At 45.7% G+C, this 24,912-nt stretch carries 24 protein-coding genes and 3 tRNA genes; 10 read left to right on the forward strand and 17 right to left on the reverse strand.

Features of this window, described 5'->3' with window-relative positions:
• Nucleotides 1-48: 48 nt before the first annotated feature.
• The 8 genes from nadC to yacG all read left to right on the forward strand — a co-directional run bounded on the left by nadC (nucleotide 49) and on the right by yacG (nucleotide 7,136).
• Nucleotides 49-939 (forward strand): carboxylating nicotinate-nucleotide diphosphorylase, encoded by an 891-nt coding sequence (gene nadC / locus AB4161_RS10165; RefSeq protein ID WP_372083294.1) that lies wholly within the window; start codon nucleotides 49-51, stop codon nucleotides 937-939.
• Between the two features lie 253 nt (nucleotides 940-1,192).
• Entirely contained in the window at nucleotides 1,193-1,603 is a 411-nt protein-coding gene (locus tag AB4161_RS10170; protein ID WP_102398315.1) for a pilin, read from the forward strand.
• A gap of 1 nt (nucleotide 1,604) precedes the next feature.
• On the forward strand, nucleotides 1,605-3,293 hold the full coding sequence (gene pilB, locus AB4161_RS10175; RefSeq protein WP_372083295.1) for a type IV-A pilus assembly ATPase PilB: 1,689 nt from the start codon (nucleotides 1,605-1,607) through the stop codon (nucleotides 3,291-3,293).
• 15 nt (nucleotides 3,294-3,308) lie between these two features.
• Nucleotides 3,309-4,538, forward strand: a complete 1,230-nt coding sequence (locus AB4161_RS10180; protein ID WP_017071015.1) for a type II secretion system F family protein — start codon at nucleotides 3,309-3,311, stop codon at nucleotides 4,536-4,538.
• A gap of 65 nt (nucleotides 4,539-4,603) precedes the next feature.
• Complete coding sequence (locus AB4161_RS10185) at nucleotides 4,604-5,473, forward strand: A24 family peptidase (RefSeq protein WP_372083296.1); 870 nt, start codon at nucleotides 4,604-4,606, stop codon at nucleotides 5,471-5,473.
• A 2-nt stretch (nucleotides 5,474-5,475) separates the two neighbouring features.
• Entirely contained in the window at nucleotides 5,476-6,090 is a 615-nt protein-coding gene (coaE, locus tag AB4161_RS10190; protein ID WP_017058946.1) for a dephospho-CoA kinase, read from the forward strand.
• 26 nt (nucleotides 6,091-6,116) lie between these two features.
• A complete protein-coding gene (gene zapD / locus AB4161_RS10195; protein WP_102331921.1) occupies nucleotides 6,117-6,857 on the forward strand; it encodes a cell division protein ZapD in 741 nt (246 codons plus the stop codon).
• Between the two features lie 81 nt (nucleotides 6,858-6,938).
• On the forward strand, nucleotides 6,939-7,136 hold the full coding sequence (gene yacG, locus AB4161_RS10200; RefSeq protein ID WP_017056605.1) for a DNA gyrase inhibitor YacG: 198 nt from the start codon (nucleotides 6,939-6,941) through the stop codon (nucleotides 7,134-7,136).
• A 297-nt stretch (nucleotides 7,137-7,433) separates the two neighbouring features.
• Here yacG and rplS read toward each other — a convergent pair whose 3' ends face one another.
• The 5 genes from rplS to ffh all read right to left on the reverse strand — a co-directional run bounded on the left by rplS (nucleotide 7,434) and on the right by ffh (nucleotide 11,048).
• A complete protein-coding gene (gene rplS / locus AB4161_RS10205) occupies nucleotides 7,434-7,787 on the reverse strand; it encodes a 50S ribosomal protein L19 (protein WP_004735514.1) in 354 nt (117 codons plus the stop codon).
• Nucleotides 7,788-7,846: 59 nt separating this feature from the next.
• Nucleotides 7,847-8,587 carry a tRNA (guanosine(37)-N1)-methyltransferase TrmD gene (gene trmD / locus AB4161_RS10210; protein ID WP_136973767.1) on the reverse strand — a complete coding sequence of 247 codons (741 nt, stop codon included), beginning with the start codon at nucleotides 8,585-8,587 and terminating at the stop codon, nucleotides 7,847-7,849.
• Nucleotides 8,588-8,613: 26 nt separating this feature from the next.
• Entirely contained in the window at nucleotides 8,614-9,168 is a 555-nt protein-coding gene (gene rimM / locus AB4161_RS10215) for a ribosome maturation factor RimM (RefSeq protein ID WP_017063236.1), read from the reverse strand.
• 24 nt (nucleotides 9,169-9,192) lie between these two features.
• A complete protein-coding gene (gene rpsP, locus AB4161_RS10220) occupies nucleotides 9,193-9,441 on the reverse strand; it encodes a 30S ribosomal protein S16 (RefSeq protein ID WP_004410028.1) in 249 nt (82 codons plus the stop codon).
• Between the two features lie 212 nt (nucleotides 9,442-9,653).
• Nucleotides 9,654-11,048, reverse strand: coding sequence for a signal recognition particle protein (gene ffh / locus AB4161_RS10225; RefSeq protein WP_010435884.1), 1,395 nt, complete (start codon nucleotides 11,046-11,048; stop codon nucleotides 9,654-9,656).
• Nucleotides 11,049-11,248: 200 nt separating this feature from the next.
• Between ffh and AB4161_RS10230 the strand changes: the two genes are divergently transcribed.
• Together AB4161_RS10230 and AB4161_RS10235 are read left to right on the forward strand one after the other, a co-directional pair.
• A complete protein-coding gene (locus tag AB4161_RS10230; protein ID WP_019825854.1) occupies nucleotides 11,249-12,043 on the forward strand; it encodes an inner membrane protein YpjD in 795 nt (264 codons plus the stop codon).
• A gap of 125 nt (nucleotides 12,044-12,168) precedes the next feature.
• Nucleotides 12,169-13,440, forward strand: a complete 1,272-nt coding sequence (locus AB4161_RS10235) for an HlyC/CorC family transporter (protein WP_017063233.1) — start codon at nucleotides 12,169-12,171, stop codon at nucleotides 13,438-13,440.
• A 115-nt stretch (nucleotides 13,441-13,555) separates the two neighbouring features.
• Here the strand turns inward: AB4161_RS10235 and luxS are convergent, their stop codons facing one another.
• The 12 genes from luxS to AB4161_RS10295 all read right to left on the reverse strand — a co-directional run bounded on the left by luxS (nucleotide 13,556) and on the right by AB4161_RS10295 (nucleotide 24,847).
• Nucleotides 13,556-14,074: an S-ribosylhomocysteine lyase gene (gene luxS / locus AB4161_RS10240; RefSeq protein WP_372083297.1), complete on the reverse strand. Its 519-nt coding sequence runs from the start codon at nucleotides 14,072-14,074 to the stop codon at nucleotides 13,556-13,558.
• Between the two features lie 24 nt (nucleotides 14,075-14,098).
• Nucleotides 14,099-14,749, reverse strand: coding sequence for a hypothetical protein (locus tag AB4161_RS10245; RefSeq protein WP_017629422.1), 651 nt, complete (start codon nucleotides 14,747-14,749; stop codon nucleotides 14,099-14,101).
• A 10-nt stretch (nucleotides 14,750-14,759) separates the two neighbouring features.
• On the reverse strand, nucleotides 14,760-16,328 hold the full coding sequence (gene gshA / locus AB4161_RS10250; RefSeq protein ID WP_372083298.1) for a glutamate--cysteine ligase: 1,569 nt from the start codon (nucleotides 16,326-16,328) through the stop codon (nucleotides 14,760-14,762).
• Between the two features lie 99 nt (nucleotides 16,329-16,427).
• Nucleotides 16,428-19,286 carry a M16 family metallopeptidase gene (locus AB4161_RS10255; RefSeq protein WP_372083299.1) on the reverse strand — a complete coding sequence of 953 codons (2,859 nt, stop codon included), beginning with the start codon at nucleotides 19,284-19,286 and terminating at the stop codon, nucleotides 16,428-16,430.
• Between the two features lie 9 nt (nucleotides 19,287-19,295).
• Nucleotides 19,296-19,757 carry a YqaA family protein gene (locus AB4161_RS10260; RefSeq protein WP_017059555.1) on the reverse strand — a complete coding sequence of 154 codons (462 nt, stop codon included), beginning with the start codon at nucleotides 19,755-19,757 and terminating at the stop codon, nucleotides 19,296-19,298.
• Nucleotides 19,758-19,763: 6 nt separating this feature from the next.
• Nucleotides 19,764-20,717, reverse strand: a complete 954-nt coding sequence (locus AB4161_RS10265) for an NADP-dependent oxidoreductase (protein ID WP_372083300.1) — start codon at nucleotides 20,715-20,717, stop codon at nucleotides 19,764-19,766.
• Between the two features lie 172 nt (nucleotides 20,718-20,889).
• A complete protein-coding gene (locus AB4161_RS10270) occupies nucleotides 20,890-22,020 on the reverse strand; it encodes a sodium ion-translocating decarboxylase subunit beta (protein ID WP_019825842.1) in 1,131 nt (376 codons plus the stop codon).
• Nucleotides 22,021-22,029: 9 nt separating this feature from the next.
• Nucleotides 22,030-23,814 (reverse strand): sodium-extruding oxaloacetate decarboxylase subunit alpha, encoded by a 1,785-nt coding sequence (gene oadA, locus AB4161_RS10275; protein WP_017068868.1) that lies wholly within the window; start codon nucleotides 23,812-23,814, stop codon nucleotides 22,030-22,032.
• 31 nt (nucleotides 23,815-23,845) lie between these two features.
• Nucleotides 23,846-24,103: an oxaloacetate decarboxylase subunit gamma gene (locus AB4161_RS10280; protein ID WP_004741884.1), complete on the reverse strand. Its 258-nt coding sequence runs from the start codon at nucleotides 24,101-24,103 to the stop codon at nucleotides 23,846-23,848.
• 375 nt (nucleotides 24,104-24,478) lie between these two features.
• A tRNA-Arg gene (locus AB4161_RS10285) sits at nucleotides 24,479-24,555 on the reverse strand.
• Between the two features lie 81 nt (nucleotides 24,556-24,636).
• A tRNA-Arg gene (locus AB4161_RS10290) sits at nucleotides 24,637-24,713 on the reverse strand.
• A 57-nt stretch (nucleotides 24,714-24,770) separates the two neighbouring features.
• A tRNA-Arg gene (locus tag AB4161_RS10295) sits at nucleotides 24,771-24,847 on the reverse strand.
• Between the last annotated feature and the right edge of the window lie 65 nt (nucleotides 24,848-24,912).

Raw genomic sequence — 24,912 nt, forward strand, 5'->3', positions numbered from 1 at the left:
AGCAAGAGTATCATTCCATTCCCACTCCCTTTCAAGATTAGATTTGCGATGAAAAACACACATAACAGCCACCAACGCCTTGACTACTTAAAAGAGCAACTGCCTCTAGAGATCACTCGTGCAGTAGCCGAGACTATCAAAGAAGACCTAGGTGGCACGTTAGATCCAGCGGCTGACATCACAGCAAGTCTAATCCCAGCAGACGCAATCAACAGCGCAACCATCATTACTCGTGAGCACGGTGTGTTCTGTGGTAAAGCTTGGGCTGATGAAGTGTTTAAGCAACTGGGCGGTGAAGTGACTATCGAGTGGAATGTAGAAGATGGCGACAAGGTTGAACCAAACCAAACACTTTGTACCTTAACAGGTCCAGCACGCGCGCTATTAACGGGTGAGCGCAACGCAATGAACTTCATTCAAACGCTATCTGGTTGTGCGACTACGACGGCTACCTACGCGGACAAAATCAAACACACAGAGTGCCGCCTGTTAGATACTCGTAAAACCATCCCTGGCCTGCGCAGCGCACTAAAATACGCAGTCGCTTGTGGCGGCGGTTTCAACCACCGTATCGGTGTTTTCGATGCCTACCTAATCAAAGAAAACCACATCATCGCATGTGGCGGTATTGAAAAAGCTATCTCAACAGCAAAAGAGCTTAACCCAGGTAAGCCAGTAGAAGTGGAAACCGAAAGCCTAGAAGAGCTAGAGCAAGCTATCAACGCGGGCGCAGACATCATCATGCTAGACAACTTCACTACTGACATGATGCGTGAAGCTGTGAAGATCAACGCTGGCCGTGCTGCACTAGAAAACTCTGGCAACGTGACGTTAAACACCATCGCTGAGTTCGCTGAAACGGGTGTCGACTACATCTCAGTAGGCGCTTTAACCAAGCACCTAAAAGCAATGGATCTATCCATGAGGTTCAAAGCATAATTGACTGAATAATAAATAATTTATGTGAAGGCACTGTTTATAACGGTGCCTTGTTTATTGCCTGAATTATCAGTATTTCAAGCAGTTATTTAAGCTGATCGCATAATTTTGCCTGCTATATGAAACACTACACCAATAAATACCAAACCGCTCGCGACCACACCTGAACACCATTCCACTCCCCCATCTCAACTTCTATTCTTTCCATCAACCAGTGCCTGCACTGAAACAAACTAAAGAATGGAATTAGACAATGAATAACAAAAGTAAAAGAACAAATCAGAAAGGCTTTACGCTGATTGAATTGATGATTGTGGTGGCGATTATTGGTGCTTTATCAGCTATTGCTGTACCTGCTTACAAAGACTATGTATCAAAAAGCCAAGCATCTTCAGCATTAGCAACACTAAAAGCACTAATTACACCAGCTGAATTACTAATCCAAGAGGAAGGCAGCATTAGTGGCGGCGTTAGTGCATTGGGGATTTCAGCTAGCTCAAACACTCTAGGGACTATCTCAGCTTCAGGAACTACCATTTCATTTTCGTTTGTAGACGGTAGCCTTGATGGTGACAGTATGACCATGACAAGGAGTGCAGATACTGGTTGGTCATGTTCACTATCAGCCTCAAGCGCAATCCCTTCAATAGAAGGCTGCAACTAATTTGGGACTCACCAACCTCCCAACCGTTCTTCGTCAGGCTGGTTTACTTAGCCTAACTCAAGAACAAGCCGTTGCGGAACATGTACAAGCTTCAGGTGTTTCTACACCTGAAGCTTTGCTCGTTCTTGATTTCTTCACAGGCGACTCCCTAGCACATAATATTCAAGCCATTTTCGGTGTGCCGTTAGTTCAGCTTGCCAATGTTGACTATGAAGTATTGTGCGACCAATTAGGGCTTCGCGAGCTGATCACTAAGTATCACGCTATCCCAGTTTCAACCTCTAGTTCGACTCTCACTCTAGCTTCTGCCGACCCAACCGATTTACAAGCAGAAGATGACTTCCGCTTTGCGACCGGATTGCAGATAGAACTCGTTGTCGCTAACTACTCTGAATTAGAAGGCGCAATACGAAAGTTGTATGGTCGCTCTATTTTAGGGCAAGACTCTAAGCGTAAAGAGATCACCCAAGACGAACTTGCCAACCTTGTTGAAGTCTCCGACGATGAGATGACTTCAATTGAAGACCTCAGCCAAGACGACTCCCCGGTTAGCCGCTTTATCAATCAGATATTGGTCGATGCGGTACGCAAAGGCGCATCAGATATCCACTTCGAACCTTATGAAGAGCACTACCGAGTACGCCTGCGTTGCGATGGCATCCTTGTTGAAATACAGCAACCCGCCTCTCACTTAAGTCGTCGTCTATCAGCTCGCTTAAAGATCCTCGCCAAGCTTGATATCGCTGAACGCCGCTTGCCTCAAGACGGTCGTATTAAACTGCGTCTAAATGACGACTTAGCGATTGATATGCGTGTATCAACGCTGCCGACCTTGTGGGGTGAAAAGATCGTACTGCGACTGCTTGATAGCAGCGCTGCTAATTTAGATATCGATAAGTTAGGTTATAGCGAAGATCAAAAAGCACTCTACCTCAATGCCCTGACACGCCCACAAGGGATGATCTTAATGACAGGGCCAACCGGCAGCGGAAAAACCGTCTCCCTATATACTGGCCTTAGAGTGCTTAACACTACGGAACGCAACATCTCAACAGCTGAAGACCCAGTGGAGATTAACCTATGTGGTATCAATCAGGTACAAGTGACGCCTAAGATCGGCTTTGGATTTGCGGAAGCTCTGCGATCATTTTTACGACAAGACCCTGATGTGGTGATGGTTGGAGAGATCCGCGACTTGGAAACGGCAGAAATCGCGATCAAAGCATCGCAAACCGGTCACTTAGTGCTTTCGACACTGCACACGAATTCCGCCGCAGAAACCGTCACTCGACTCGCTCATATGGGGATAGAACCCTTTAACCTCGCTTCATCACTAAGTTTGATTATCGCCCAACGACTAGCAAGACGATTGTGTAACCATTGCAAAGAAAATGACGACTCGCCAGACATATTCCTGCGTCACTCGATTCCTAACAGCCAAACCATCTACAAAGCGAATCCGCAAGGGTGTAATGAGTGTAATCAGGGATACTCGGGGCGAGTGGGTATCTATGAAGTGATGCCGTTTAGCGATCAACTGAAAAGCAGTCTGATCGACAAACCTAACGCGTTAGCGATTGAAAACTTGGCTCGCCGAGAAGGCATGAGAACTCTGCAAGAGTCGGGGCTAGATAAATTGCTTGAAGGCACCACCAGCTATCAAGAACTGCAACGTGTTCTGTACATATAAACCAATGGAGCACCAATGAGTAGCAAGTCCAAACAATCACAATTAAAAAGCTATCACTGGAAAGGTATTAACAGCTCAGGCAAGAAAGTGTCTGGGCAGACCTTAGCGCTCACCGAATTGGAAGTACGAGAAAAGCTCAAAGAACAGCATATTCAGATTAAGAAGATCAAAAAGAAAAGTATTTCAGCCGTCACTCGTTTAACCCATAGAGTCAAAGCCAAAGACATCACTATTTTAACTCGGCAACTTGCTACTATGCTGGCTACTGGTGTGCCCATCGTGCAAGCCATCAAGTTGGTGTCAGACAATCACCGCAAAGCTGAAATGAAATCAATCTTATCGCATATTTGCAAAGGTGTAGAAGCCGGAACGCCAATCTCAAAAGCGATGCGAACTGCAAGTCGTCACTTTGATGACCTATACACTGATTTAGTCGCCACAGGCGAGCTCTCCGGCAACCTCGCCCAAGTATTCGAACGCTTAGCGACCTATAGAGAAAAGAGCGAGCAGTTAAAATCCAAAGTCGTCAAAGCACTGATCTACCCCGCCATGGTGGTCACCGTTGCACTGACCGTTTCTTATTTAATGCTGACTATGGTGATTCCAGAGTTTGAGTCGATGTTTTCCGGCTTTGGCGCCGACCTGCCTTGGTTCACTCAACAAGTACTCTACCTTTCCCATTGGATGCAGGCTTATAGCTTCTATACGGCGGTAGGCATCGGGCTTGTTTTCCTGATTATTTACCAACTGTGTCAGCGTTCCCACTCGATCAGACTGTCTGTTAGTCGGCTAGGATTACGCTTTCCTGTTCTCGGCGGCGTATTAGCCAAAGCCTCCATTGCCAAATTCAGCCGAACCTTATCGACCAGCTTTAGTTCTGGCATTCCGATTTTAATGAGCCTCAAGACCACAGCCAAAACCGCAGGCAACCTGCATTATGAGTCGGCCATCATCGAGGTTCACCGAGAAACGGCTGCTGGCATGCCAATGTATATCGCAATGCGCAATACCAACGCCTTCCCTGAAATGGTGTTACAGATGGTGATGATCGGTGAAGAGTCAGGCAACCTTGATGATATGCTTAATAAAGTCGCTTCCATTTACGAGTTTGAAGTAGACAACACCGTCGACAATTTAGGCAAAATTTTAGAACCATTGATCATCGTGTTTTTAGGCACTGTCGTTGGCGGGCTTGTGGTTGCGATGTACTTACCGATCTTTAATCTTATGAGTGTGTTAGGATAGTTAAAGCAACTAAACACCCATGAGCAGCAATCTCTGCTCACCTTGATTAAGTGGTAAAGGACACTATGGAAGTATTTCACTACTATCCTTGGCTATTCCCCGTATTAGCTTTCATTTTTAGCCTTCTTATCGGCAGCTTCCTCAACGTAGTCATACACCGTTTACCGATTATGATGGAACGCGAATGGCAACAAGAGTGCTCGGAATATTTCTCTCAATATAAAATTCCAGCGCCAGAGGGAAAGTTCAATCTCAGCATTCCTCGTTCAACCTGCCCGAAATGCAAAACCCAATTAAGAATCGTCGACAATATCCCAGTGTTAAGCTGGTTGCTCTTAAAGGGTAAGTGCCACAGCTGCGCTAATCCAATCAGTGCTCGCTACCCTTTGGTCGAACTGCTTACCGCAATACTTTGCACAATGGTTGCTAGCCACTTTGGTTTCAGTTACTACGCCATTGCTTTGATTTTTTTCACCTTCGCACTGATTACCGTGACCTTTATCGATCTCGATACTATGTTGTTGCCTGATCAGATCACCTTGCCTTTGGTTTGGTCTGGTATCGCTTTAGCACTGTTTAATATCAGCCCAGTATCACTTCAAGACTCAGTTGTAGGTGCAATGACTGGCTACCTAGCGCTGTGGTCTGTTTATTGGTTGTTCAAACTACTGACAGGCAAAGAAGGCATGGGTTACGGTGACTTCAAACTCCTGGCTGCGCTTGGTGCATGGCTTGGTTGGCAGCACCTACCGATGATCATCCTTTTATCTTCGCTGGTTGGCCTTGTGTTTGGTTTGATTCAACTTCGCTTGAAACAGCAAGGCATAGATAAAGCTTTTCCATTTGGCCCCTACCTTGCGATTGCAGGTTGGGTAAGCTTGATGTGGGGTAACGACATCATGGGTTGGTATTTCACTTCTGTACTAGGAATTTAACCATGGCAATCATTATCGGATTAAGCGGTGGTATCGCCAGTGGCAAAACCACCGTCGCTAACCTGTTCAATGAGCATTTTAATATAGATATTGTTGATGCTGATATCGTGGCACGTGAAGTGGTTGCGCTGGGCAGTGTCGGCTTAAAACAGATTACAGAACACTTTGGTGAGTCTATCTTGCTTGACGATGGAACACTCAACCGAAGTAGGCTGCGTGAGCTGATCTTCTCAGATCCTAAAGAAAAGCAGTGGCTCAATGATCTTCTTCATCCCATGATCCGTGACAAAATTGACAGTGACCTGTCTAAAATCACATCCCCGTATGGTTTATTAGTTGCACCGCTATTGGTGGAAAACCAAATGCAAGGCATGGCCGATCGCGTATTAATTGTTGATGTGCCAGCAGAAGTTCAAATAGAACGTACGATGAGTCGTGACAATGTTTCTAGGGAACAAGTTGCATCAATTTTAAAATCACAGGCTTCAAGAGAACAACGCTTAGCAGTTGCAGATGACGTGATTAAAAACCATACTAAAAACCAAGAACTTTTGCCTCAAATCACAGATTTACATCAAAAGTATCTGGCAATCAGTGCTGTAGATGGGTCAGAATAGAACAATGTTGAATGAAGGTTTGCTCGATGATCACCCATAAATTTGAACATCCTCTAAATGAGAAAACACGCATCTACTTAAGAGTCGAATCACTCTTGAGGCAGCTACACTTGTCTTCTACATTTTCCGATGCTCAACAGTATCAACTCTTTTTCCGTTCCATCTTTGATCTGATTGAAATCTTCGAACAGATCCAACTCAAGAGCGAACTGGCAAAAGATATTGAGAAGCAACGTGTAACCTACAAAAGTTGGTTGGATGTTGAAGGTGTCGATCAAGAGATGCTGACATCACTGCTTAATGACATTGGTAACATCTATCGTGATCTGATGCAGGCAGAGCGGTTTGGCCAGTCACTTAAGGAAGACCGCTTCCTGAGTGCCATTCGCCAACGCTTTAATCTTCCAGGTGGCTCATGCTGCTTTGATTTACCGGCACTGCATTATTGGCTGCACCTTCCTCTCGATAAGAGAATGAGAGATGCTAAAGCGTGGATGGATAGCTTACAACCTCTGTATGAAGCGCTAACACTGTGGTTGAAGCTCACCAGAGAGACTGGTCACTTTAAAGAGCAAATCGCTCGCGCTGGCTTCTTCCAGAGCGATGCCGATGAAGCGAATATCCTTCGTCTATCTATTCCAATGCAATACGGTGCCTACCCGATGATCTCAGGTCACAAGAACCGCTTTGCTGTTAAGTTCATGAGCTTTGAAACAGGGCAAGCCTGTACTCAAGACATCGAATTTGAATTGGCTGTCTGCAGCTAATTAATTTCCTTTTATAGTTTGGCTTGAGCCTTCACTCGAGCCTAAACTCTTTCTTACAATACCCTCTAATTAAGAATCACTATGTCGAAAAAAATCACCATCGTTAAATGCCCTCAATGTAATACCGACGTTGAATGGGGCGAACAAAGCCCGCACCGCCCGTTTTGCAGCAAGCAATGTCAGATGATTGATTTCGGTGAATGGGCAGACGAAGAGAACAGCATCGCTGGCGCACCAGATATGTCAGATAGCGATGGTTGGTCGGAAGATCCGCACTAAGCGAGTAACGAGTAACGAGTAACGAGTAACGAGTAACGAGTAACGAGTAAATTTTGAAGGGTTGGCGTTTAACGTCAATCCTTTTTTATTGCCTATAACACGGCGCTAGTAGAGATTCCCTACTCCTTCCTTCGTCAGTCTAGGGAATGACGGTTAAATATGAGTTTCGTCTGGTTTGTCATCCTCAAGAGTGAGGTACGAGCGAATTGGGGATCTCTTACCTGCTAAGCTCCAAATAACAGACACAAAAAAGCGGAGCCAAATGGCTCCGCTTTTATCGATAGAATGCAAAAAGAATTACTTCTTAGTAAGCTTCTCTTTAATACGAGCTGACTTACCAGAACGCTCACGTAGGTAGTACAACTTGGCACGACGTACTGCACCACGGCGTTTAACTTCGATGCTATCAACCATTGGAGAGTGAGTTTGGAACGCACGCTCTACGCCTTCACCGTTCGAGATCTTACGAACTGTGAATGCAGAGTGTAGACCACGGTTACGAATAGCGATTACAACGCCTTCGAAAGCCTGTAGACGCTCACGGTCACCTTCTTTTACCTTAACCTGAACTACAACAGTGTCACCTGGTGCGAATTTAGGAAGGTCTGATTTTAGTTGCTCTTCTTCAAGAGCCTTGATGATGTTGCTCATTTGTATAAATTCCTAGAATAAACTGATACTAAATTTAATAGGTTACTGCTTGCTTTTCGTTAAGAGCGTTGCTCTTTAATGAATTCAGCCAGTAATTGTTCCTGTTCGTCAGTCAGAGCTAGGTTTTCCAGGAGTTCTGGTCTTCTTAGCCAAGTTCGGCCCAACGATTGTTTTAATCGCCAGCGACGAATGTCCTTATGGTTTCCAGACTTGAGTACCGATGGCACATCTTTATCGTCTAGCACCTCAGGGCGCGTATAATGAGGACAATCTAGCAAACCATTTGCAAAAGAATCTTCTTCTGCTGAAGCGAAATCTCCAAGTACACCCGGAACAAACCGAGATACTGAATCAATCAGCGTCATGGCTGGCAGTTCGCCACCCGTCATCACAAAATCTCCAATCGACCATTCTTCGTCAACTTCAGATTCAATGATGCGCTCATCTACCCCTTCGTAGCGACCACAAATAAGAAGTAAATTCTCGTTTGTTGCCAGCTCTTCAACACCTTTCTGGTCGAGTTTACGACCTTGAGGTGAAAGATAGATAACTTTCGTCTTTCCCGGTGCTGCTTGCTTGGCCGTTGTGATAGCGTCGCGCAAAGGCTGAACCATCATTAACATGCCAGGACCACCACCGTAAGGTCTGTCATCAACAGTGCGATGTTTATCATGAGTGAAATCACGAGGATTCCATGTCTCAATAGATAAAAGACCTTTTTTAACCGCTTGACCTGTTACTCCAAAATCAGTAACAGAACGGAACATTTCAGGAAAAAGGCTAATAATGCCAACCCACATGTGTTCTCTCGCTCTGTAATTTGGAGTTAGAATCCAGGATCCCAGTCAACTTCGATCCGGCGAGCTTCGCGATCAACTTTCTTGATCACTTGCTCTTCAAGGTACGGTACTAACCGTTCCTTTTGGCCAAAAGCATCTTTAAGATTTGCTTTGATTACTAGAACATCGTTCGAGCCAGTTTCTAATAGGTCAGTGACCTCACCAAGGTCGTAACCTTTAGTGGTAAAAACTTGCATACCGAACAATTCGCGCCAGTAGAATTCATCTTCTGACAATTCAGGTAACGAAGCAGGGTCAATAGCAATTTCAAAGTTAGTCATCAGTTGCGCGTCTTCACGAACATCTAATCCCGCTAGCTTACATACATAACCTTGGCCATGACGTTTCCAGCTCTCAACTTTGTACTCAACCCACTTACCCTTTAGGTTTAAATACCAAGGGCTGTAATCAAATATGCTTTCAGCATTGTCTGTGTAGGAGAACACTTTGAGCCAGCCACGAATACCATAGGTAGACCCAAGTTTACCCATGACAATTCTATTATTTTGCTCGCTCATAGTTTCTTTACCCTTCATCGACATAAGCTATTTCTCTTTAAAAAAGAATTAAGCCGCTTTTTGAGCGTCTTTAACTAGCTTAGCTACACGATCAGATAGAGATGCGCCTTGACCAACCCAGTGGTTAACACGATCTAGGTCTAGACGTAGACCTTCTTCTTGACCTTGAGCTGTAGGGTTAAAGAAACCTACTTTCTCGATGAAACGGCCAGTTGCAGCGTTACGGCTATCCGCAACTACGATTTGATAAAATGGGCGCTTCTTTGCACCGTGACGTGCCAAACGAATGGTTACCATGTCGTCCTCTTTGCTTTCTTAATAAAATAATTAACCCCAAGTATAAGTAAATAGCTTGGGGTCTCGTGCCAAATTAAAGCCCCGGAATTTTACTCTTATTCCGGTGCAATGCAAGGGCTTTAGCTATTTTTTCACCAACATAGCTGCCGTACACTTTCTGTGACACGGCTAACACTATGAAAAGTAACGTAGCTAAAGCTTACATTTGTAGATTATCGACCAAACGGGTTAAAGCCACCACCCATTCCGCCCATACCTCCACCGCCGCCCATCATGCCTTGCATGTTGCGCATCATGCCTTTCATGCCACCTTTCTGCATCTTCTTCATCATCTTCTGCATTTGGGTGAACTGCTTAAGCATACGGTTTACATCTTGTACCTGTGTACCAGAACCAGCGGCAATACGCTTTTTGCGAGAGCCTTTGATTAGGTCAGGGCGTTGACGCTCTTTCATGGTCATAGAGTTGATGATCGCTTCCATTTGCTTGAACATCTTGTCATCAACTTTATCTTTAACGTTATCTGGTAGCTGAGACATGCCTGGAAGCTTATCCATCATGCCCATCATGCCGCCCATGTTTTGCATCTGACCTAGTTGTTCACGGAAGTCTTCAAGGTCAAAGCCTTTCTTCTCTTTGAACTTCTTAGCCAGTTTCTCTGCTTTCTCGGTATCAACGTTTTTCTGTAGGTCTTCAATAAGAGACAGTACGTCGCCCATACCTAAGATACGAGAAGCAACACGATCTGGGTGGAACGGTTCTAGTGCGTCAGTCTTTTCACCAACACCCAAGAATTTAATCGGCTTGCCTGTGATATGACGAACAGACAGAGCAGCACCACCACGCGCATCACCATCAACTTTCGTCAAGATAACACCGGTTAGTGGTAGCGCATCACCAAAGGCTTTTGCAGTGTTCGCAGCATCTTGACCTGTCATTGCATCAACAACGAACAGTGTCTCTACTGGTTTAATTGCAGTATGAAGCTCTTTGATCTCGCCCATCATCTCTTCATCGATAGCCAAACGACCCGCAGTATCGACAAGTAGCACGTCGTAGAATTTCTTCTTCGCGTGGTCGATTGCAGCGTTTGCAATATCAAGAGGTTTTTGATCAGCTGAAGATGGGAAGAAGTCTACGCCAACATCGCTTGCTAACGTTTCAAGCTGTTTGATTGCCGCTGGACGGTAAACGTCGGCAGACACAACCAAGACTTTCTTCTTGTCACGCTCAGTTAGAAGCTTAGATAGCTTACCTACCGATGTGGTTTTACCCGCACCTTGTAGACCCGCCATTAAGATAACGGCTGGCGGCTGCGCTGCTAGGTTAAGAGCCTCGTTAGACTCACCCATCACCGCTTCAAGTTCAGCTTGAACGATCTTAATGAATTCTTGACCAGGCGTTAGAGATTTAGAAACCTCAACACCCACAGCGCCTTCTTTTACGCGCTTAACAAAATCGCGGACAACGGGCAGTGCAACGTCGGCTTCAAGTAGCGCCATACGTACTTCACGCAGCGTCTCTTTAATATTGTCTTCGGTCAGACGACCTTTACCGCTGATGTTCTTCAGCGTTTTGGATAGACGATCCGTTAAATTATCAAACATAGTTTTCTCTTCGCTCAAAACTGCGACTATTACTGTGAGTATACATTAGCGCGGATTAGAGTCATACCCGTTGTAGAGCGTTAATCATCCGTGCTTGTGATGTGAGACATTATTCACTTGGAATTGAATGAGGTTCGCCATAGCCCCAAAGAGCGATGCGAGGTATAATTCGCCAATTAGTAATCATTAAAATGGATACCATGGACAGTCTTATTGCGATCGCAGCAGCCTTTCTTTATACAATGGCGATTTCCACGATCATTCCAGGTCTCGTGCACCAAACAGGAATCCGTGTAAAAACGGTGTTTATCAGCGCATTACTTGCTCTAGCTTTCCATGCTTGGTTGCTTGGCGATTTGATTTTTAATGCCAGTGGCCAAAACCTCAGTATCTTGAACGTTGCTTCATTAATCAGTTTAATCATATCTGTGGTAATGAGCGGTGCAATGCTCAAAACCCGCTTGTGGTTCATCTTGCCTGTTGTTTATAGTTTCGCAGCGCTTAACCTCATGGCAGCAACGTTTCTTCCAAGTACCTTCATCAAACATCTAGAGAATGACCCGAAACTGCTCGTACACATCTCTTTGGCCTTGTTCTCATACGCGACGCTGACTATCGGTGCGTTATACGCCTTGCAACTCGCGTGGCTTGATCACAAGCTTAAAAAGAAAAAAGCCTTAGTGATTAACCCTAACCTACCTCCTTTAATGATGGTAGAGAGACAGCTTTTCAAGATCATTCTGATTGGTAATGGTTTATTAACGGGTACTTTGCTGACTGGCCTTATCTTCGTACAAGATATGTTTGCTCAAGGAAAGGCGCACAAAGCGGTGTTGTCTTTTATCGCTTGGGTTATCTACTCCATCCTTTTATGGGGTCACTACCAAAAAGGGTGGCGTGGACAGAAAGTCACTTGGTTCGCACTTGCGGGCGCCAGCATGCTCACATTAGCCTACTTCGGTAGCCGCTTCGTTCAGGAAATCATCCTGAACTAGTCTGTAAAATAAAGGCAAGGTCTCACACCTTGCCTTTAAAATATTGAGTCCGTTAGATTCAATTGACATCTCGACCATGTTCGGTCATAAATTAATCAAGATACACAAATAGGAAAAGAATAGTTTTGGACGACATATCAACGGGTATCTTATTTGCGCTACTCGCGTGTCTCATTGTAATTTCTGGTTATTTCTCTGGTTCCGAAACGGGCATGATGTCCTTGAACCGCTACCGTTTAAAGCACTTGGCCAATACGGGTCATAAAGGTGCCAAACGCGTAGAAAAACTTCTGAACCGCCCAGACAGATTGATTGGCCTCATTCTCATCGGCAACAATCTCGTCAACATTCTTGCATCTGCGATCGCTACTATTCTTGGTATGCGCATCTACGGGGATATCGGTGTGGCTATCGCTACTGGTACCCTAACTCTCGTGATCCTCGTATTCGCCGAGGTAACACCAAAAACCATCGCTTCTCTATTTCCTGAACGTGTCTCTTACGCGAGCAGTATCCTTTTGATGATACTGATGAAGGTGCTGTCACCATTGGTGATCTTAGTGAACTTCATTACCAACGGCTTCATTCGTATCTTAGGCGTTAAAGCCAGCCATGATGCAACCGACCACTTGAGTTCAGAAGAGCTTAGAACCGTGGTAAATGAAGCCGGTAGCTTAATCCCTCAACGTCACCAAGATATGTTGGTGTCTATTCTGGATTTAGAGCACGTCACCGTGAACGACATCATGGTGCCGCGTAATGAGATAACTGGTATCGACATCAATGACGACTGGAAATCGATTGTTCGCCAACTGACCCACTCTCCTCATGGTCGTGTGGTTCTCTACCGTGACCAGATAGATGAAGTGGTTGGTATGCTTAGGCTGCGTGAAGCTTACCGTCTGATGCTTGAAAAGAACGAATTCAATAAAGAAACCCTGTTGCGTGCCGCGGATGAGATCTACTTTATTCCTGAAGCGACACCACTCAATATTCAACTGCTTAAGTTTCAACGCAATAAGCAGCGCATCGGTTTGATTGTTGATGAGTATGGCGACATCAATGGTTTGGTTACATTAGAAGATATTCTAGAAGAGATCGTAGGTGAGTTTACCACCTCAATCACCCCAAGCTTATCTGAAGAGATTACTCCGCAAAGCGATGGCAGCTTCTTGATTGAAGGCAGTGCCAATATCCGAGATATCAACAAAGGCTTACAGTGGGCACTGCCTACCGATGGCCCAAGAACGCTGAATGGTTTGATACTGGAACACCTTGAAGATATTCCAGAGAGTCACCTGAGTGTTCAGGTAGCCAGCCACCCAATGGAAATTGTTGAGCTTGAAGAGAACCGCATCAAACTGGTTCGCGTGTTCCCACAGATCGTGAACGGCTAACTGAGTTATCACTGAATCTCTGTCTCGCCCTAAAATACGTTGACGAAAAAGGCCCGGTTCATTGAACCGGGCCTTTTAGTATCTAACTCGCCCTATCTAGGGTAGCTATCAATGACTAGTCGATCTTAAGCTCTTGCAGCATAGACTCTGGCAGTGCCAGTTCATCATTCTTGTTTACAGAGATGCCTGCAGCGATGATCGCATTCGCGATCTCTTTCGCTTCATCCAAAGAGTGCATTGCCGCGGTACCACATTGGTATTCGTTCAGCTCAGGGATCTTATTCTGGTTCTCAACTTTCAGTACGTCGTGCATCGCTGCCAACCAACCGTCAGCCACTTGTTGTTCTGTAGGCGTACCAATCAGGCTCATGTAGAAACCAGTGCGACAGCCCATCGGTGAGATATCGATGATCTCTACATCTGAACCGTTCAATTGATTACGCATGAAACCAGCATATAGGTGCTCTAGAGTATGGATACCTTTCTCAGATAGGATGTCTTTGTTTGGCGCAGTAAAACGCAGGTCAAACACAGTGATGGTATCCCCTTTTGGGGTTTGCATTGTTTTAGCAACACGAACGGCAGGTGCGTTCATGCGTGTGTGATCAACAGTGAAACTATCTAATAAAGGCATTGCTCTTCTCCATGACGGCTGGCTTTAGAAAAACCAGCTTCGATTGTCTTCTAGTTCTTTGCGGCACTGTTTCAGCTGCCATCCATAATCTTTTGCTTGCTGTTCGACTTTGCGCGCCACCTTAATTAGCGATGGCTTGCTGTTGTATGACTTGCGCTTATAGCCACCACGGCCTTCATGATAAGCCAGGTATTGGTTATATGGGTCCCATAGTGAGATGCCCAATTGACGACGCGTCTCGCTGGTATACCAACCGATGAACATCAATGCATCATCAAAGTTGGTTCTTGAACCACCGTTATTGGTCGCCTTTTGGAAGTCTTCCCAAGCAGGATCTTGAGCTTGTGCATAACCGTAGGCACTGCTTACACGCCCCCACGGTATAAAGCCAAGAATGTAATCTTTAGGTGGGCGCGCATCATGACGATAGCTACTCTCTTGTTTCACAAAAGCCATCGCAACGTTAATCGGCGTTCCCCATTCTTCTTGCATATCCAAGGCATCTTCATACCATGAAGGGTGCTCTCGAAAGATGCTACACAAATTATCTTGCTGCTTTGGCGGTGGCGTTGCACATCCAACCAACAGGCTAGAGACAACACCAACAGTCACTACAGGTAACCATTTACTACTCACTCGAGTAGGCTGACCTAATAAGGCTTGCTTCCTTTCCACCAAAGTCTCGCTATGCTTTTAAATACGAAAAATAATCCGCTAAGAAGCTATCAAAATCTTGAGTGCTTGCTTCTTCACTTTGTTGCTGAGCAATCACAGAACGTTGAACTTCTGCTTCCATCAACTCAGCTGAATATACTTTGTATTGGTGCGCTTTGTGTTGCTGAGCGTACGTTTTACCTAACGCGCAACCCACTTTACCTAAGCCGCCCAATTTTTTGGTCTCTTCTAGCAACTGGCCAGAAATAGTTAGCTCAGGGTTATCAATCCAAGCCTCAAGCGTATCGCATGTTTCTTGGTATGCACGACCACCTTGTTCAGCGTCCATCATCTCGGCAATAGAGCGCAGATCTTTGAAGACACGCTTCGCCCAATCTTGCAGAGACAAGCGCTCGCCATGACAACCAATTTGCAGCTCTAGACCAGCTTGACGACCTTCTAAGATCACCTTGTTCCAGTTGTCGCGCCAGCACTCAAGTTCGCAGTTATCCATCTCAGCAGAGTCTGTTAGTACACTCCACGTTAGGAATAGATCCAAGAAGCGAACTTGCTGTTCGGTGATACCGATTGAGCTGAATGGGTTTACATCGAGAGAACGCACCTCGATGTACTCAACACCGCCGCGAGCCAACGCTTCAGATGGCTTCTCACCACTTTTCGCGACACGCTTAGGACGGATTGGAGCGTAAAGCTCATTCTCAATTTGCAGTACGTTGCTATTTAGCTGACGGTATTCACCATCAACCTTAGTGCCAATTTCGGCGAATTCTTCTGATGGCGTACGAATCGCTTGATTCAAACCTTCAAGGTACTGACCTAGGCTGTTGAAGCCAATCTTCAATACACTTTGCGCACTGTTCGTGTAACCAAGATCACTCAGGCGCAGCGCCGTTGCTTTTGGCAGATACAATGTCTCACCAACCTTTTCAAAAGGTAGGTTTGTTTCTCTTCCTTTGATGAAAGAAGAACATAGCGCAGGTGAAGCACCGAAGAAGTATGGGATTAACCAACCAAAGCGGTAGTAGTTACGAATCAAACCGAAGTAAGCATCTGACTTAGATTCACAACGCGCTTCTTCAGTTTGCTCTCCAAACAGGCTATCCCAAAAGCTTTCTGGGAAAGAGAAGTTGAAGTGAACACCAGAGATAATCTGCATCAGGCTACCGTAACGACGTTTTAGGCCTTCACGATATAAGGTCTTCATCTTACCGTTATTCGAGGTGCCGTATTGCGCTAGCTGAATGTAATCTTCACTGCCAACGTAACAAGGCATAGAAAGCGGCCATAGTTTTTCGCCGTCTAACTTGGCTTGCGTGAAGTGATGGATATCAGACAACTGATTCAAAAGCGTCGGAACGTCGTTAGAAACAGGCGTGATAAATTCCAGTAGCGACTCAGAGAAATCGGTCGTTACCCATTCGTTCATCAACGCAGATCCCAAAGCCTCAGGGTGCGGCCCAGTAGCAAGGTGCCCATCTTCCGTGTAGCGTAATGTTTCCCTTTCAACACCACGACCAAATTGAGAGAAGGTCTTAGGGTTGGTTGCAACTTGCTTTAGTCGCGCAGCAAAATCAGTCAAAATTCAGTTCACTTATCTTATATTGTTCTGATTAGAACTATCATAAATTAGGTTGGAAGAGAAAAGTAGAGTCTCTTCCCTCCCCCTTTAATGTGTACTCTAACGAATGATTTCAAGCTCTTCTATTGGAATATCTAACTTTTCTAATTGCGGGCGAAGCGAAGTCGCGTCACCAACAACGATTATTTGATAATCATTCGGGTCAAACCATTTCTTAGATAGCTCGTTTAAGGTCTCTTTTGAAACCGTTTCAACTATCTGATTACGCTGTTGTAGGTAATCTTCATCAAGGCTCAATGCAACAATATTACTCAACAACCCCGCCTTTTGACTTGGCGTTTCGTATTTAAGTGCATCTTGTTGACCGACGGCAAGGCGCATAAATTTCACCTCTTCGTCAGTTAATCCACTTTGGCTAAACTCATTCAGCTCATTAATAAACTCTTGAATCGATGGAACCGTCGCATTCGCCCTTACCTGCGCGCTAAATACCACTGCGCCAGTTTCACGAGTACTTGCGAAGTAACCGCTTGCACCGTAAGTGTAGGCTTTGTCTTCACGTAGGTTCTGGTTGATACGGCTATTGAAGTTGCCCGCTAAGTTAAAGTTAGCTAACTGGCTCAAATACAATTCGCCCGTCGCATCAAACGGCAGGCCCTTACGAACCAAGCGAACAATGCTTTGCGGCGCACCCGGTTTATCAACTAAGTACAGGTGCTGACCAGAAAGCTCTTTAACGATCTGTGGACGCGTTAATGGTGCCGCATCGCCTTGCCACTCTTCAAAGAATTGTAGCTGTTTCCCTACCTCTTTCTTCGAGATGTCTCCCACCACAACAATATTGGCACCTTCTGGTGTGTAATGTTGCGCATAGAATTTTTTCACATCGTCTAAGGTCAATTTCGATAGAGATTCCTTAGTACCATCACTTGCACGAGCAAAAATACTGTCACCAAACAGCACTTCACGGGTTGCTTGAGAAGCCATCCAGCTTGGCTGCTGATGCTGATACACAACGCCTTCTAGCATCTGTTTCTTAACGCGCTCAAAATCTTGCTCATCGAACTTAGGATCGAATAGAACCTCTTGCACAATCGCTAAGGTTTGAGGCAAGTTTTTCTCTAGCGTCGAGACTGAAATATCTGTGGTGTAGCTGCCCGCACTAATGCTCACGCTGCTACCAAGTTTATCTAAGGTCGCTTGTAACTCTTCAACGGTTCGTTTAGTTGAGCCTTCTTCCATCATCGAAGCCGTTAGGTTCGCTAGGCCTTCTTGCCCTTTGCGAACATAGCGTTCGCCTGCAGGCAATTGAATTTGCAGCTGTACTGTCGGAGTTTCACTGGTCACGGTACCAATTAAGTCAGTGCCATTTGCAAAGTGCATGCGGTACAACTCAGGCATGGTCGCCTCAACACCAAAGTTCACTTCTGGCATCACACTGCGATCAAAGGTATCCGGTGCCTTTCTGAAATCCAGTTGATCTTCCGTCACCTTGCTGTATTCCGGCAACGTACGTGGTGGCGTGGTAAAGGTCGCTTCACGAACCGCCAAATCGAGCTTTTTCTTAGGAACCACACTCAAGGTAACCTTGTGCTTACCTTCGATGAAATCTTGGTATGCCTTGCTCACGCTCTCAGGCGTCACCGCTCGGATTTGATCGAGTTGTGATTCAATGCGATCAGGCTGACCATAGAAGGTTTGGTTCGACGCGAGTTGCGACACCTTACCTTTAACGCTTTGCAATGCAAAAACAGCATTCGCTTCGGCCATGCCAGTGATCTGGTCTAAACGCTCTTGCTCAACGCCCTCTTTCGAGAATTGCTCCAGGGTATCCATCAGCTCTTTATTGAGAACCGTCAAATCGCCTTTTTCACCTGAGTTGCCCATTGCATACACGTACATGGTACACGCCAACTCAGCACAATCATGGAAAGAGCCAGCGCTGACGGCCTTCTGCGTTTTTACGAGGTTTTGATATAGGTAACTGTTGGTACCTGAACCTAACACGTTAGACAATGCATTCAGTGAAGCTTGCGTCTCTTCACCGCGATACGTTGTTGGCCACCCCACCAGCACCATCGGCTGACGAATATTGTCTTCTAAGGTGATGTATTTATCTTCTGTTAGAACAGCAGGTTGCTTCTCTGCCGCCTTCACTTCAGGGCCTTGAGGAATTGAACCAAAGTACTTGTTAACCCATTCTAGCGTGTCATCAACGTCGATATCACCACCAATCGTTAACACGGCATTGTTTGGGCCGTACCAACGCAGGAAGAACGCTTTAAGATCATTCACGTCAACACGGTCAAGATCTTCAACATAGCCGATTGGTTGCCAAGAGTAAGGGTGACCTTCAGGGTAAAGCGCTTCGCCCATGCGTTCCCACATCAAGCCGTAAGGACGATTTTCGTAGCTCTGCGCTCGCTCGTTCTTGACCGTGCCTCTTTGAACCTCAAATTTCTTCTGAGAAACAGCATCCAACAAGAAGCCCATTCGGTCTGATTCTAACCACAACATTTTCTCAAGTTGGTTAGAAGGAACAGTTTCAAAATAGTTGGTGCGGTCACGGTTGGTCGTGCCGTTTAACGAGCCACCCGCTTCGGTAATGATCTTAAAGTGCTGTTGGTCACCAACGTTCTCTGAACCCTGGAACATCATGTGCTCAAAGAAGTGAGCAAAGCCCGACTTGCCTATCTCTTCACGTGCTGAACCGACGTGATAAGTCACATCAACATGCACCAACGGATCGGAATCATCAGGGGAAAGAATAACTGTCAGGCCGTTTTCAAGCTGATACTTGGTGTAAGGAATCACCACTTTATCTTTAGAGGGCTTTACCTCTTCTAACAGAGTGACACCTTCAGGTAACGAGGAAAAGAAGGGCGTTGAGCTAGGTACATTGTAAGAACAGCCTGCAATGGCGATAAGAGAAAATGTACCAAGTAAAACCTTTTTCATAGGTTCTCCTTAGAAAAAACCGAAGTAGATAGCAGCAAGTAAGCTATAGCGAGCGGCTTTGCCAATCGCTATCAAAATAACGCTAGGGATGAATTTCATTCTTAGCCAACCCGCAGCGAGACACAAAGGGTCACCAATGATCGGTAACCAACTAAATAACAGTGTCCAGTAGCCATAGCGACTCAGCCAAGCCATAGCCTTATGACCATGCTTTTCAGATTGAGTTCGATTAGGCAACCACAAACCAATCCAATAGTTAGTCAGGCCGCCTAAGGTATTGCCTAATGTCGCCACTAGAATGATCGATGAGGTTGAAAACTGATCTAAGCTCAATGCAGCCACAAGGCTAGCTTCTGAACCACCGGGTAGTAACGTGGCACTCAAGAAGCCACTGATGAAGAGTACCCACAGCGCCGAGTCCGAGAACCACAGCGCGATATTTTCAAAAAGGGAGTTAAAAAATTCTAACACTGCCTATCAACTTTCTTGCATTTTAAGTAGCACCTTGCCTCTGGTGTGTCCGGTTTCAACCTGCAGGTGCGCCGACTGCGCCTCGTCTAACTGGTAGATACCTTGAATTTCTGTTTTGAGCAATCCGACACTGACCATGTAAAGCATGGTGTCCATTTGCTCAGGGTTTGGTTCAACCAGCATGCCTGATGCAGTAAAACCTAATAGTGTTGCTTTCTCACAGATAAGTTCTGCAGATAGAGTCGGTACTGTCACTACTCGCGCGCCATCTTTTAGGCACTTCAATGCATCAAGCGCGGTATCGCCACCGACCAAATCAATCAACACATCGACATCAGATACTCTTTCTGATGCTGGCGCAAACTTATAGTTAATCGCGTGAGCACCTAGCGTCGCAAGGTAATCAAGATTGGCTTCGCTGCAGGTTGTGTAAACCTCAGCTTTTGCTGCCACTGCAATTTGAACCGCAAGGTGACCAACGCCGCCCGCGCCCGCTAAAATAAGCACGCGGTCGCCTTCTTTCACTTCGGCTTTGTTGAGCGCTTGTGCCGCTGTTTGACTCGCAAGTGGTAATGCAGCTGCCGCTTCTAGAGTGACAGAATCAGGAACCATACTTAATGCAGCTTCTGGAACACACACATATTGGCTGTAACCGCCACCTTGCAGTGGAAAACCAATAAAGCCAGCCACGTTATCACCAACAGTAAAGCGTTCAGCCTGTTCGCCTAGCGAGACAATTTGCCCTGAAATATCGTAGCCAGGCACCCAAGGCAGGTTATCTTTGTTTTGTGCTGCCGCCCAACCAAGACCCGCTCGGGTTTTGACATCAATCGGATTAATGCCTGAAAAGGAAACTTTAACCACCACTTCTCCAGTCTTAGGCTCAGGGATCGCACTGGTTTGAATACTTAGGTTTTCGACGCCGCCGAATTGAGTAATCGCAATCTGTTTATTTTCCATTTCCACATTTCCTTGATTGATAAAAGCCCTAGTGAGCAAGCACCCTAATTAATAAAAAGAAAGGGATGCGAAAGCATCCCTTTGACTATAAACCATTTAATAAGGCTAAGTTAACCGCTCATTCGTAAATTGACGACCAATTAACGTAACGATACATGACCCAGCAAATCCACTAGCCCACGAGAGCTAATAGAATACCCGCCGCAACCGCACTACCAAGTACACCGGCTACGTTCGGGCCCATTGCATGCATCAACAAGAAGTTCTGAGGGTTTGCCTCAAGACCAACCTTGTTCACAACACGTGCCGCCATTGGAACCGCCGATACGCCAGCTGCGCCAATCAGTGGGTTGATGTCCTCTTTCGAGAATCGGTTCAACACCTTAGCCATCAATACACCACCCGCCGTACCGATACTGAACGCGACCGCACCTAAACCTAGAATACCCAGTGTTTCTAAGTTCAAGAACGTATCCGCTTGAAGCTTAGAACCAACCCCTAGACCTAGGAAAATAGTTACAACGTTAATCAGTTCGTTTTGAGCTGTTTTTGAAAGGCGATCAACCACACCCGCTTCACGCATTAAGTTACCCAAACAGAACATACCAACTAGAGGTGTTGCTGAAGGTAGGAACAAAATCGTCATCAGTAGTACAGCAAGCGGGAAAAGAATCTTCTCGGCTTTGCTAACGTGACGAAGTTGAGCCATCTTAATTTTGCGCTCTTCAGGAGACGTTAACGCTTTCATGATTGGTGGCTGAATGATAGGAACCAAAGCCATGTAGCTATAAGCCGCTACTGCAATGGCACCTAAAAGATCCGGAGATAACTTGCTTGCCAAGAAGATCGCAGTTGGGCCATCGGCACCACCAATGATCGCAATTGACGAAGCATCGGCCATCGAGAACTCCATTCCTGGAACGTAGTTCAGCAAGATCGCGCCAAATAGCGTCGCGAAGATACCAAACTGAGCCGCAGCCCCTAGCCACAACGTTTTAGGGTTCGCAATCAACGCACCGAAGTCCGTCATCGCACCAACACCCATAAAGATCAGCAGTGGGAAAATACCTGTCTCAATACCAATGTAGTAGACGTAGTAGAGCAAACCACCTGGATCAGTAAACCCAGCATTTGGAATGTTTGCTAATACAGCACCAAAACCAATAGGCAGTAGAAGTAACGGTTCAAATCCTTTACGAATTGCCAAAAACAACAGTAAGCAACCAACCAGCATCATACAGATCTGGCCGAACTCAAAGTTCGCAATCCCTGTTTCAGACCATAAGGTCATCAATCCTTCCATGGTACTCCCTTACGCTAAGCTTAGTAGTGGAGCGCCTACAGTAACTGCATCGCCTTCTTTAACATTCAATTCTTGAACGATACCACCACGAGCAGCACGAACTTCCGTTTCCATCTTCATCGCTTCCAAGATCAGTAGCACATCGCCTTCAGCCACTTCAGCACCAGGCTGAACGATCACTTTGAAGATGTTGCCTGCTAATGGAGCTGGAACTGCTTCTGCATCAGAAGCCGCAGCAGGTGCTGCTTGAGACGCTTGTGCTGGTTTCGCTGATGGAGATACCGATGTCAGTTCACCTTGAGGGCCAACTTCAACATCGTAAACCTGGCCATCAACCTTCACGCTGTAGCTTTCAATACCACCAGAAGCTTGTACAGGAGCTGCAGCAACTGGAGCCGCAACTTCTAGCGTTGGTGCAGGTTCAAATGCTTCAGGATTACGACGGTTCTTAAGGAACTTAAGACCCACTTGTGGGAAGAGCGCGTAAGTCAGTACATCATCAACCGTATCTTCAGCTAGAGAGATACCCTCTGATTTCGCTTTCTCTAACAGATCCGTCGTTAACGTATCCATTTCAGACTTAAGTAAATCAGCAGGACGACAAGTAATCGGCTCTGCACCGTCTAGAACTTTCGCTTGCAGTTCAGCATCCACTTCAGCAGGAGCTTGACCGTATTCACCTTTCAGTAGACCAGCAGTCTCTTTCGTGATGCTCTTATAGCGTTCGCCCGTTAAGACGTTAATAACCGCTTGAGTACCGACAATCTGAGAAGTTGGTGTTACTAAAGGAATGTAACCAAGCTCTTTACGTACGCGTGGGATCTCTTCTAGAACTTCATCCATGCGATCGGCGGCGCCTTGCTCTTTAAGCTGGCCTTCCATGTTAGTTAACATTCCGCCAGGAACTTGAGCGATTAAGATGCGAGAATCGACACCTTTTAGCTGACCTTCCCATTTCGCGTACTTTTTACGTACATCACGGAAGTAAGCCGCGATGGGTTCGATTTGGTCTAGTTTAAGATTCGTGTCGCGCTCTGTACCTTCTAACATCGCAACAACCGTTTCGGTTGGCGTATGACCGTAAGTACAGCTCATTGAAGAAATAGCGGTATCTAGAATGTCGATACCCGCTTCAACGGCTTTAACCGCTGTTGCAGTCGATAGACCAGTTGTCGCGTGGCTATGCAGTGCTAGAGGAACGTCACACGATGCTTTGATACGTGTAATCAGCTCTTCTGCTTCATACGGCTTTAATAAACCTGACATATCTTTGATACATAGTGAGTGACAACCTAGGTCCTCTAGGCGTTTGGCCAAATCAACCCAAGTATCTGAGTTGTGAACCGGACTGGTTGTGTAAGACAACGTACCTTGAGCGTGGCCACCAACGTCGATCGTTGCTTTCACTGCTTTTTCAAAGTTACGTACGTCATTCATCGCATCAAAGATACGGAATACGTCCATGCCGTTTTTATGGGCACGTTCAACAAATTTTTCTACTACATCATCCGCGTAGTGACGGTAACCCAACAGGTTTTGACCACGCAGTAGCATCTGCATTGGTGTGTTTGGCATCGCTTTTTTAAGTTCACGTAAACGCTCCCATGGATCTTCTCCAAGAAAACGGATACACGAATCAAATGTCGCGCCGCCCCAAGTCTCTAGAGACCAGTAACCGACTTTATCCAGTTCTGCCGCAATTGGCAGCATATCTTCGATACGCATACGAGTAGCAAATAGTGACTGGTGCGCGTCACGAAGTACCACATCTGTGATAGCTAGTGGTTTAGACATGCTCATAAACTCCTTTTTAATCCTTTAAATGCTACTTAGCAGTAGACGCACGGTATTGATGAACCGCGGCCGAAATTGCTGCCACTACCTGTGGACTAACAGCTGAAGGGTTTGATTGTGATTTTTGAATTTTTTTAGGTGCTGCGATCGGCTCTGGTACTTCTTCTGGTACCAGTTTTGACATCAACCGAACGAGGTAAACTAGAATAGTTAGGAAAATAAAGACAACGGACATCCCCGTTATCATTAGAGTCGCCGCATCTCCTAGCAGGCTTCCAATATTAGTCATGTTGCTTCCTTTCTTCGTCATCCTGACATACGTACAGGATTTCAGCGAATAGTGATCCCGACCCATGGATTATCTCGATTGGTAAAAGTTTGTCAATTTTGTTTAAGGTTCTGTTACGGATAACGCACACATAAGGTTAATTATTCGCCTATCAGATCACATAAATCTGTCAAATACGTCATTTTTAGATATTTAAACTGTGACTTAAACGGGGCTTTTCTGGGAATTGATATGAGAAAGGTGGAATAACAAAGAAGCAATCAAGAACTACTTTAAATACAACAAGTTAAACAACTAACAAATTTAACACTGTCGCAACAAATTTGCAGCAGACATAAAAAAAGCCTCGTATAAACGAGGCTTTTTCTAATAATGTGGCGCGCTCTGGAGGATTCGAACCTCCGACCGCCTGGTTCGTAGCCAGGTACTCTATCCAGCTGAGCTAAGAGCGCACGGTTTTAATATCAATTCATTGTTACTAACAAGAGATCAATATAAGGATTTCATTCTTATAAGAAAAAAGCCCTAAATAGTGGCGCGTCCTGGAGGATTCGAACCTCCGACCGCCTGGTTCGTAGCCAGGTACTCTATCCAGCTGAGCTAAGGACGCACGGTTTTCGATATCAGTATTTCCAATATCAGGAGTTCACAAGGAAACCCTAAAGAGTGGCGCGTCCTGGAGGATTCGAACCTCCGACCGCCTGGTTCGTAGCCAGGTACTCTATCCAGCTGAGCTAAGGACGCGCAGTTTTCGATATCGGTATTCCCAATATCAGGGGTTCATAAAAGAAACCCTAAATAGTGGCGCG

The sequence above is a fragment of the Vibrio sp. 10N.286.51.E5 genome (genome assembly GCF_041469125.1).
Classification (GTDB): domain Bacteria; phylum Pseudomonadota; class Gammaproteobacteria; order Enterobacterales; family Vibrionaceae; genus Vibrio; species Vibrio crassostreae_C.

Coding starts and splice junctions, on each gene's coding strand:
- nadC (WP_372083294.1), top strand. CDS start 49: ATGAAAAACACACATAACAGCCACCAACGCCTTGACTACTTAAAAGAG.
- AB4161_RS10170 (WP_102398315.1), top strand. CDS start 1,193: ATGAATAACAAAAGTAAAAGAACAAATCAGAAAGGCTTTACGCTGATT.
- AB4161_RS10180 (WP_017071015.1), top strand. CDS start 3,309: ATGAGTAGCAAGTCCAAACAATCACAATTAAAAAGCTATCACTGGAAA.
- AB4161_RS10185 (WP_372083296.1), top strand. CDS start 4,604: ATGGAAGTATTTCACTACTATCCTTGGCTATTCCCCGTATTAGCTTTC.
- coaE (WP_017058946.1), top strand. CDS start 5,476: ATGGCAATCATTATCGGATTAAGCGGTGGTATCGCCAGTGGCAAAACC.
- zapD (WP_102331921.1), top strand. CDS start 6,117: ATGATCACCCATAAATTTGAACATCCTCTAAATGAGAAAACACGCATC.
- yacG (WP_017056605.1), top strand. CDS start 6,939: ATGTCGAAAAAAATCACCATCGTTAAATGCCCTCAATGTAATACCGAC.
- rplS (WP_004735514.1), bottom strand. CDS start 7,787: ATGAGCAACATCATCAAGGCTCTTGAAGAAGAGCAACTAAAATCAGAC.
- trmD (WP_136973767.1), bottom strand. CDS start 8,587: ATGTGGGTTGGCATTATTAGCCTTTTTCCTGAAATGTTCCGTTCTGTT.
- rimM (WP_017063236.1), bottom strand. CDS start 9,168: ATGTCGATGAAGGGTAAAGAAACTATGAGCGAGCAAAATAATAGAATT.
- rpsP (WP_004410028.1), bottom strand. CDS start 9,441: ATGGTAACCATTCGTTTGGCACGTCACGGTGCAAAGAAGCGCCCATTT.
- ffh (WP_010435884.1), bottom strand. CDS start 11,048: ATGTTTGATAATTTAACGGATCGTCTATCCAAAACGCTGAAGAACATC.
- AB4161_RS10230 (WP_019825854.1), top strand. CDS start 11,249: ATGGACAGTCTTATTGCGATCGCAGCAGCCTTTCTTTATACAATGGCG.
- luxS (WP_372083297.1), bottom strand. CDS start 14,074: ATGCCTTTATTAGATAGTTTCACTGTTGATCACACACGCATGAACGCA.
- AB4161_RS10255 (WP_372083299.1), bottom strand. CDS start 19,286: ATGAAAAAGGTTTTACTTGGTACATTTTCTCTTATCGCCATTGCAGGC.
- AB4161_RS10265 (WP_372083300.1), bottom strand. CDS start 20,717: ATGGAAAATAAACAGATTGCGATTACTCAATTCGGCGGCGTCGAAAAC.
- AB4161_RS10270 (WP_019825842.1), bottom strand. CDS start 22,020: ATGGAAGGATTGATGACCTTATGGTCTGAAACAGGGATTGCGAACTTT.
- oadA (WP_017068868.1), bottom strand. CDS start 23,814: ATGTCTAAACCACTAGCTATCACAGATGTGGTACTTCGTGACGCGCAC.
- AB4161_RS10280 (WP_004741884.1), bottom strand. CDS start 24,103: ATGACTAATATTGGAAGCCTGCTAGGAGATGCGGCGACTCTAATGATA.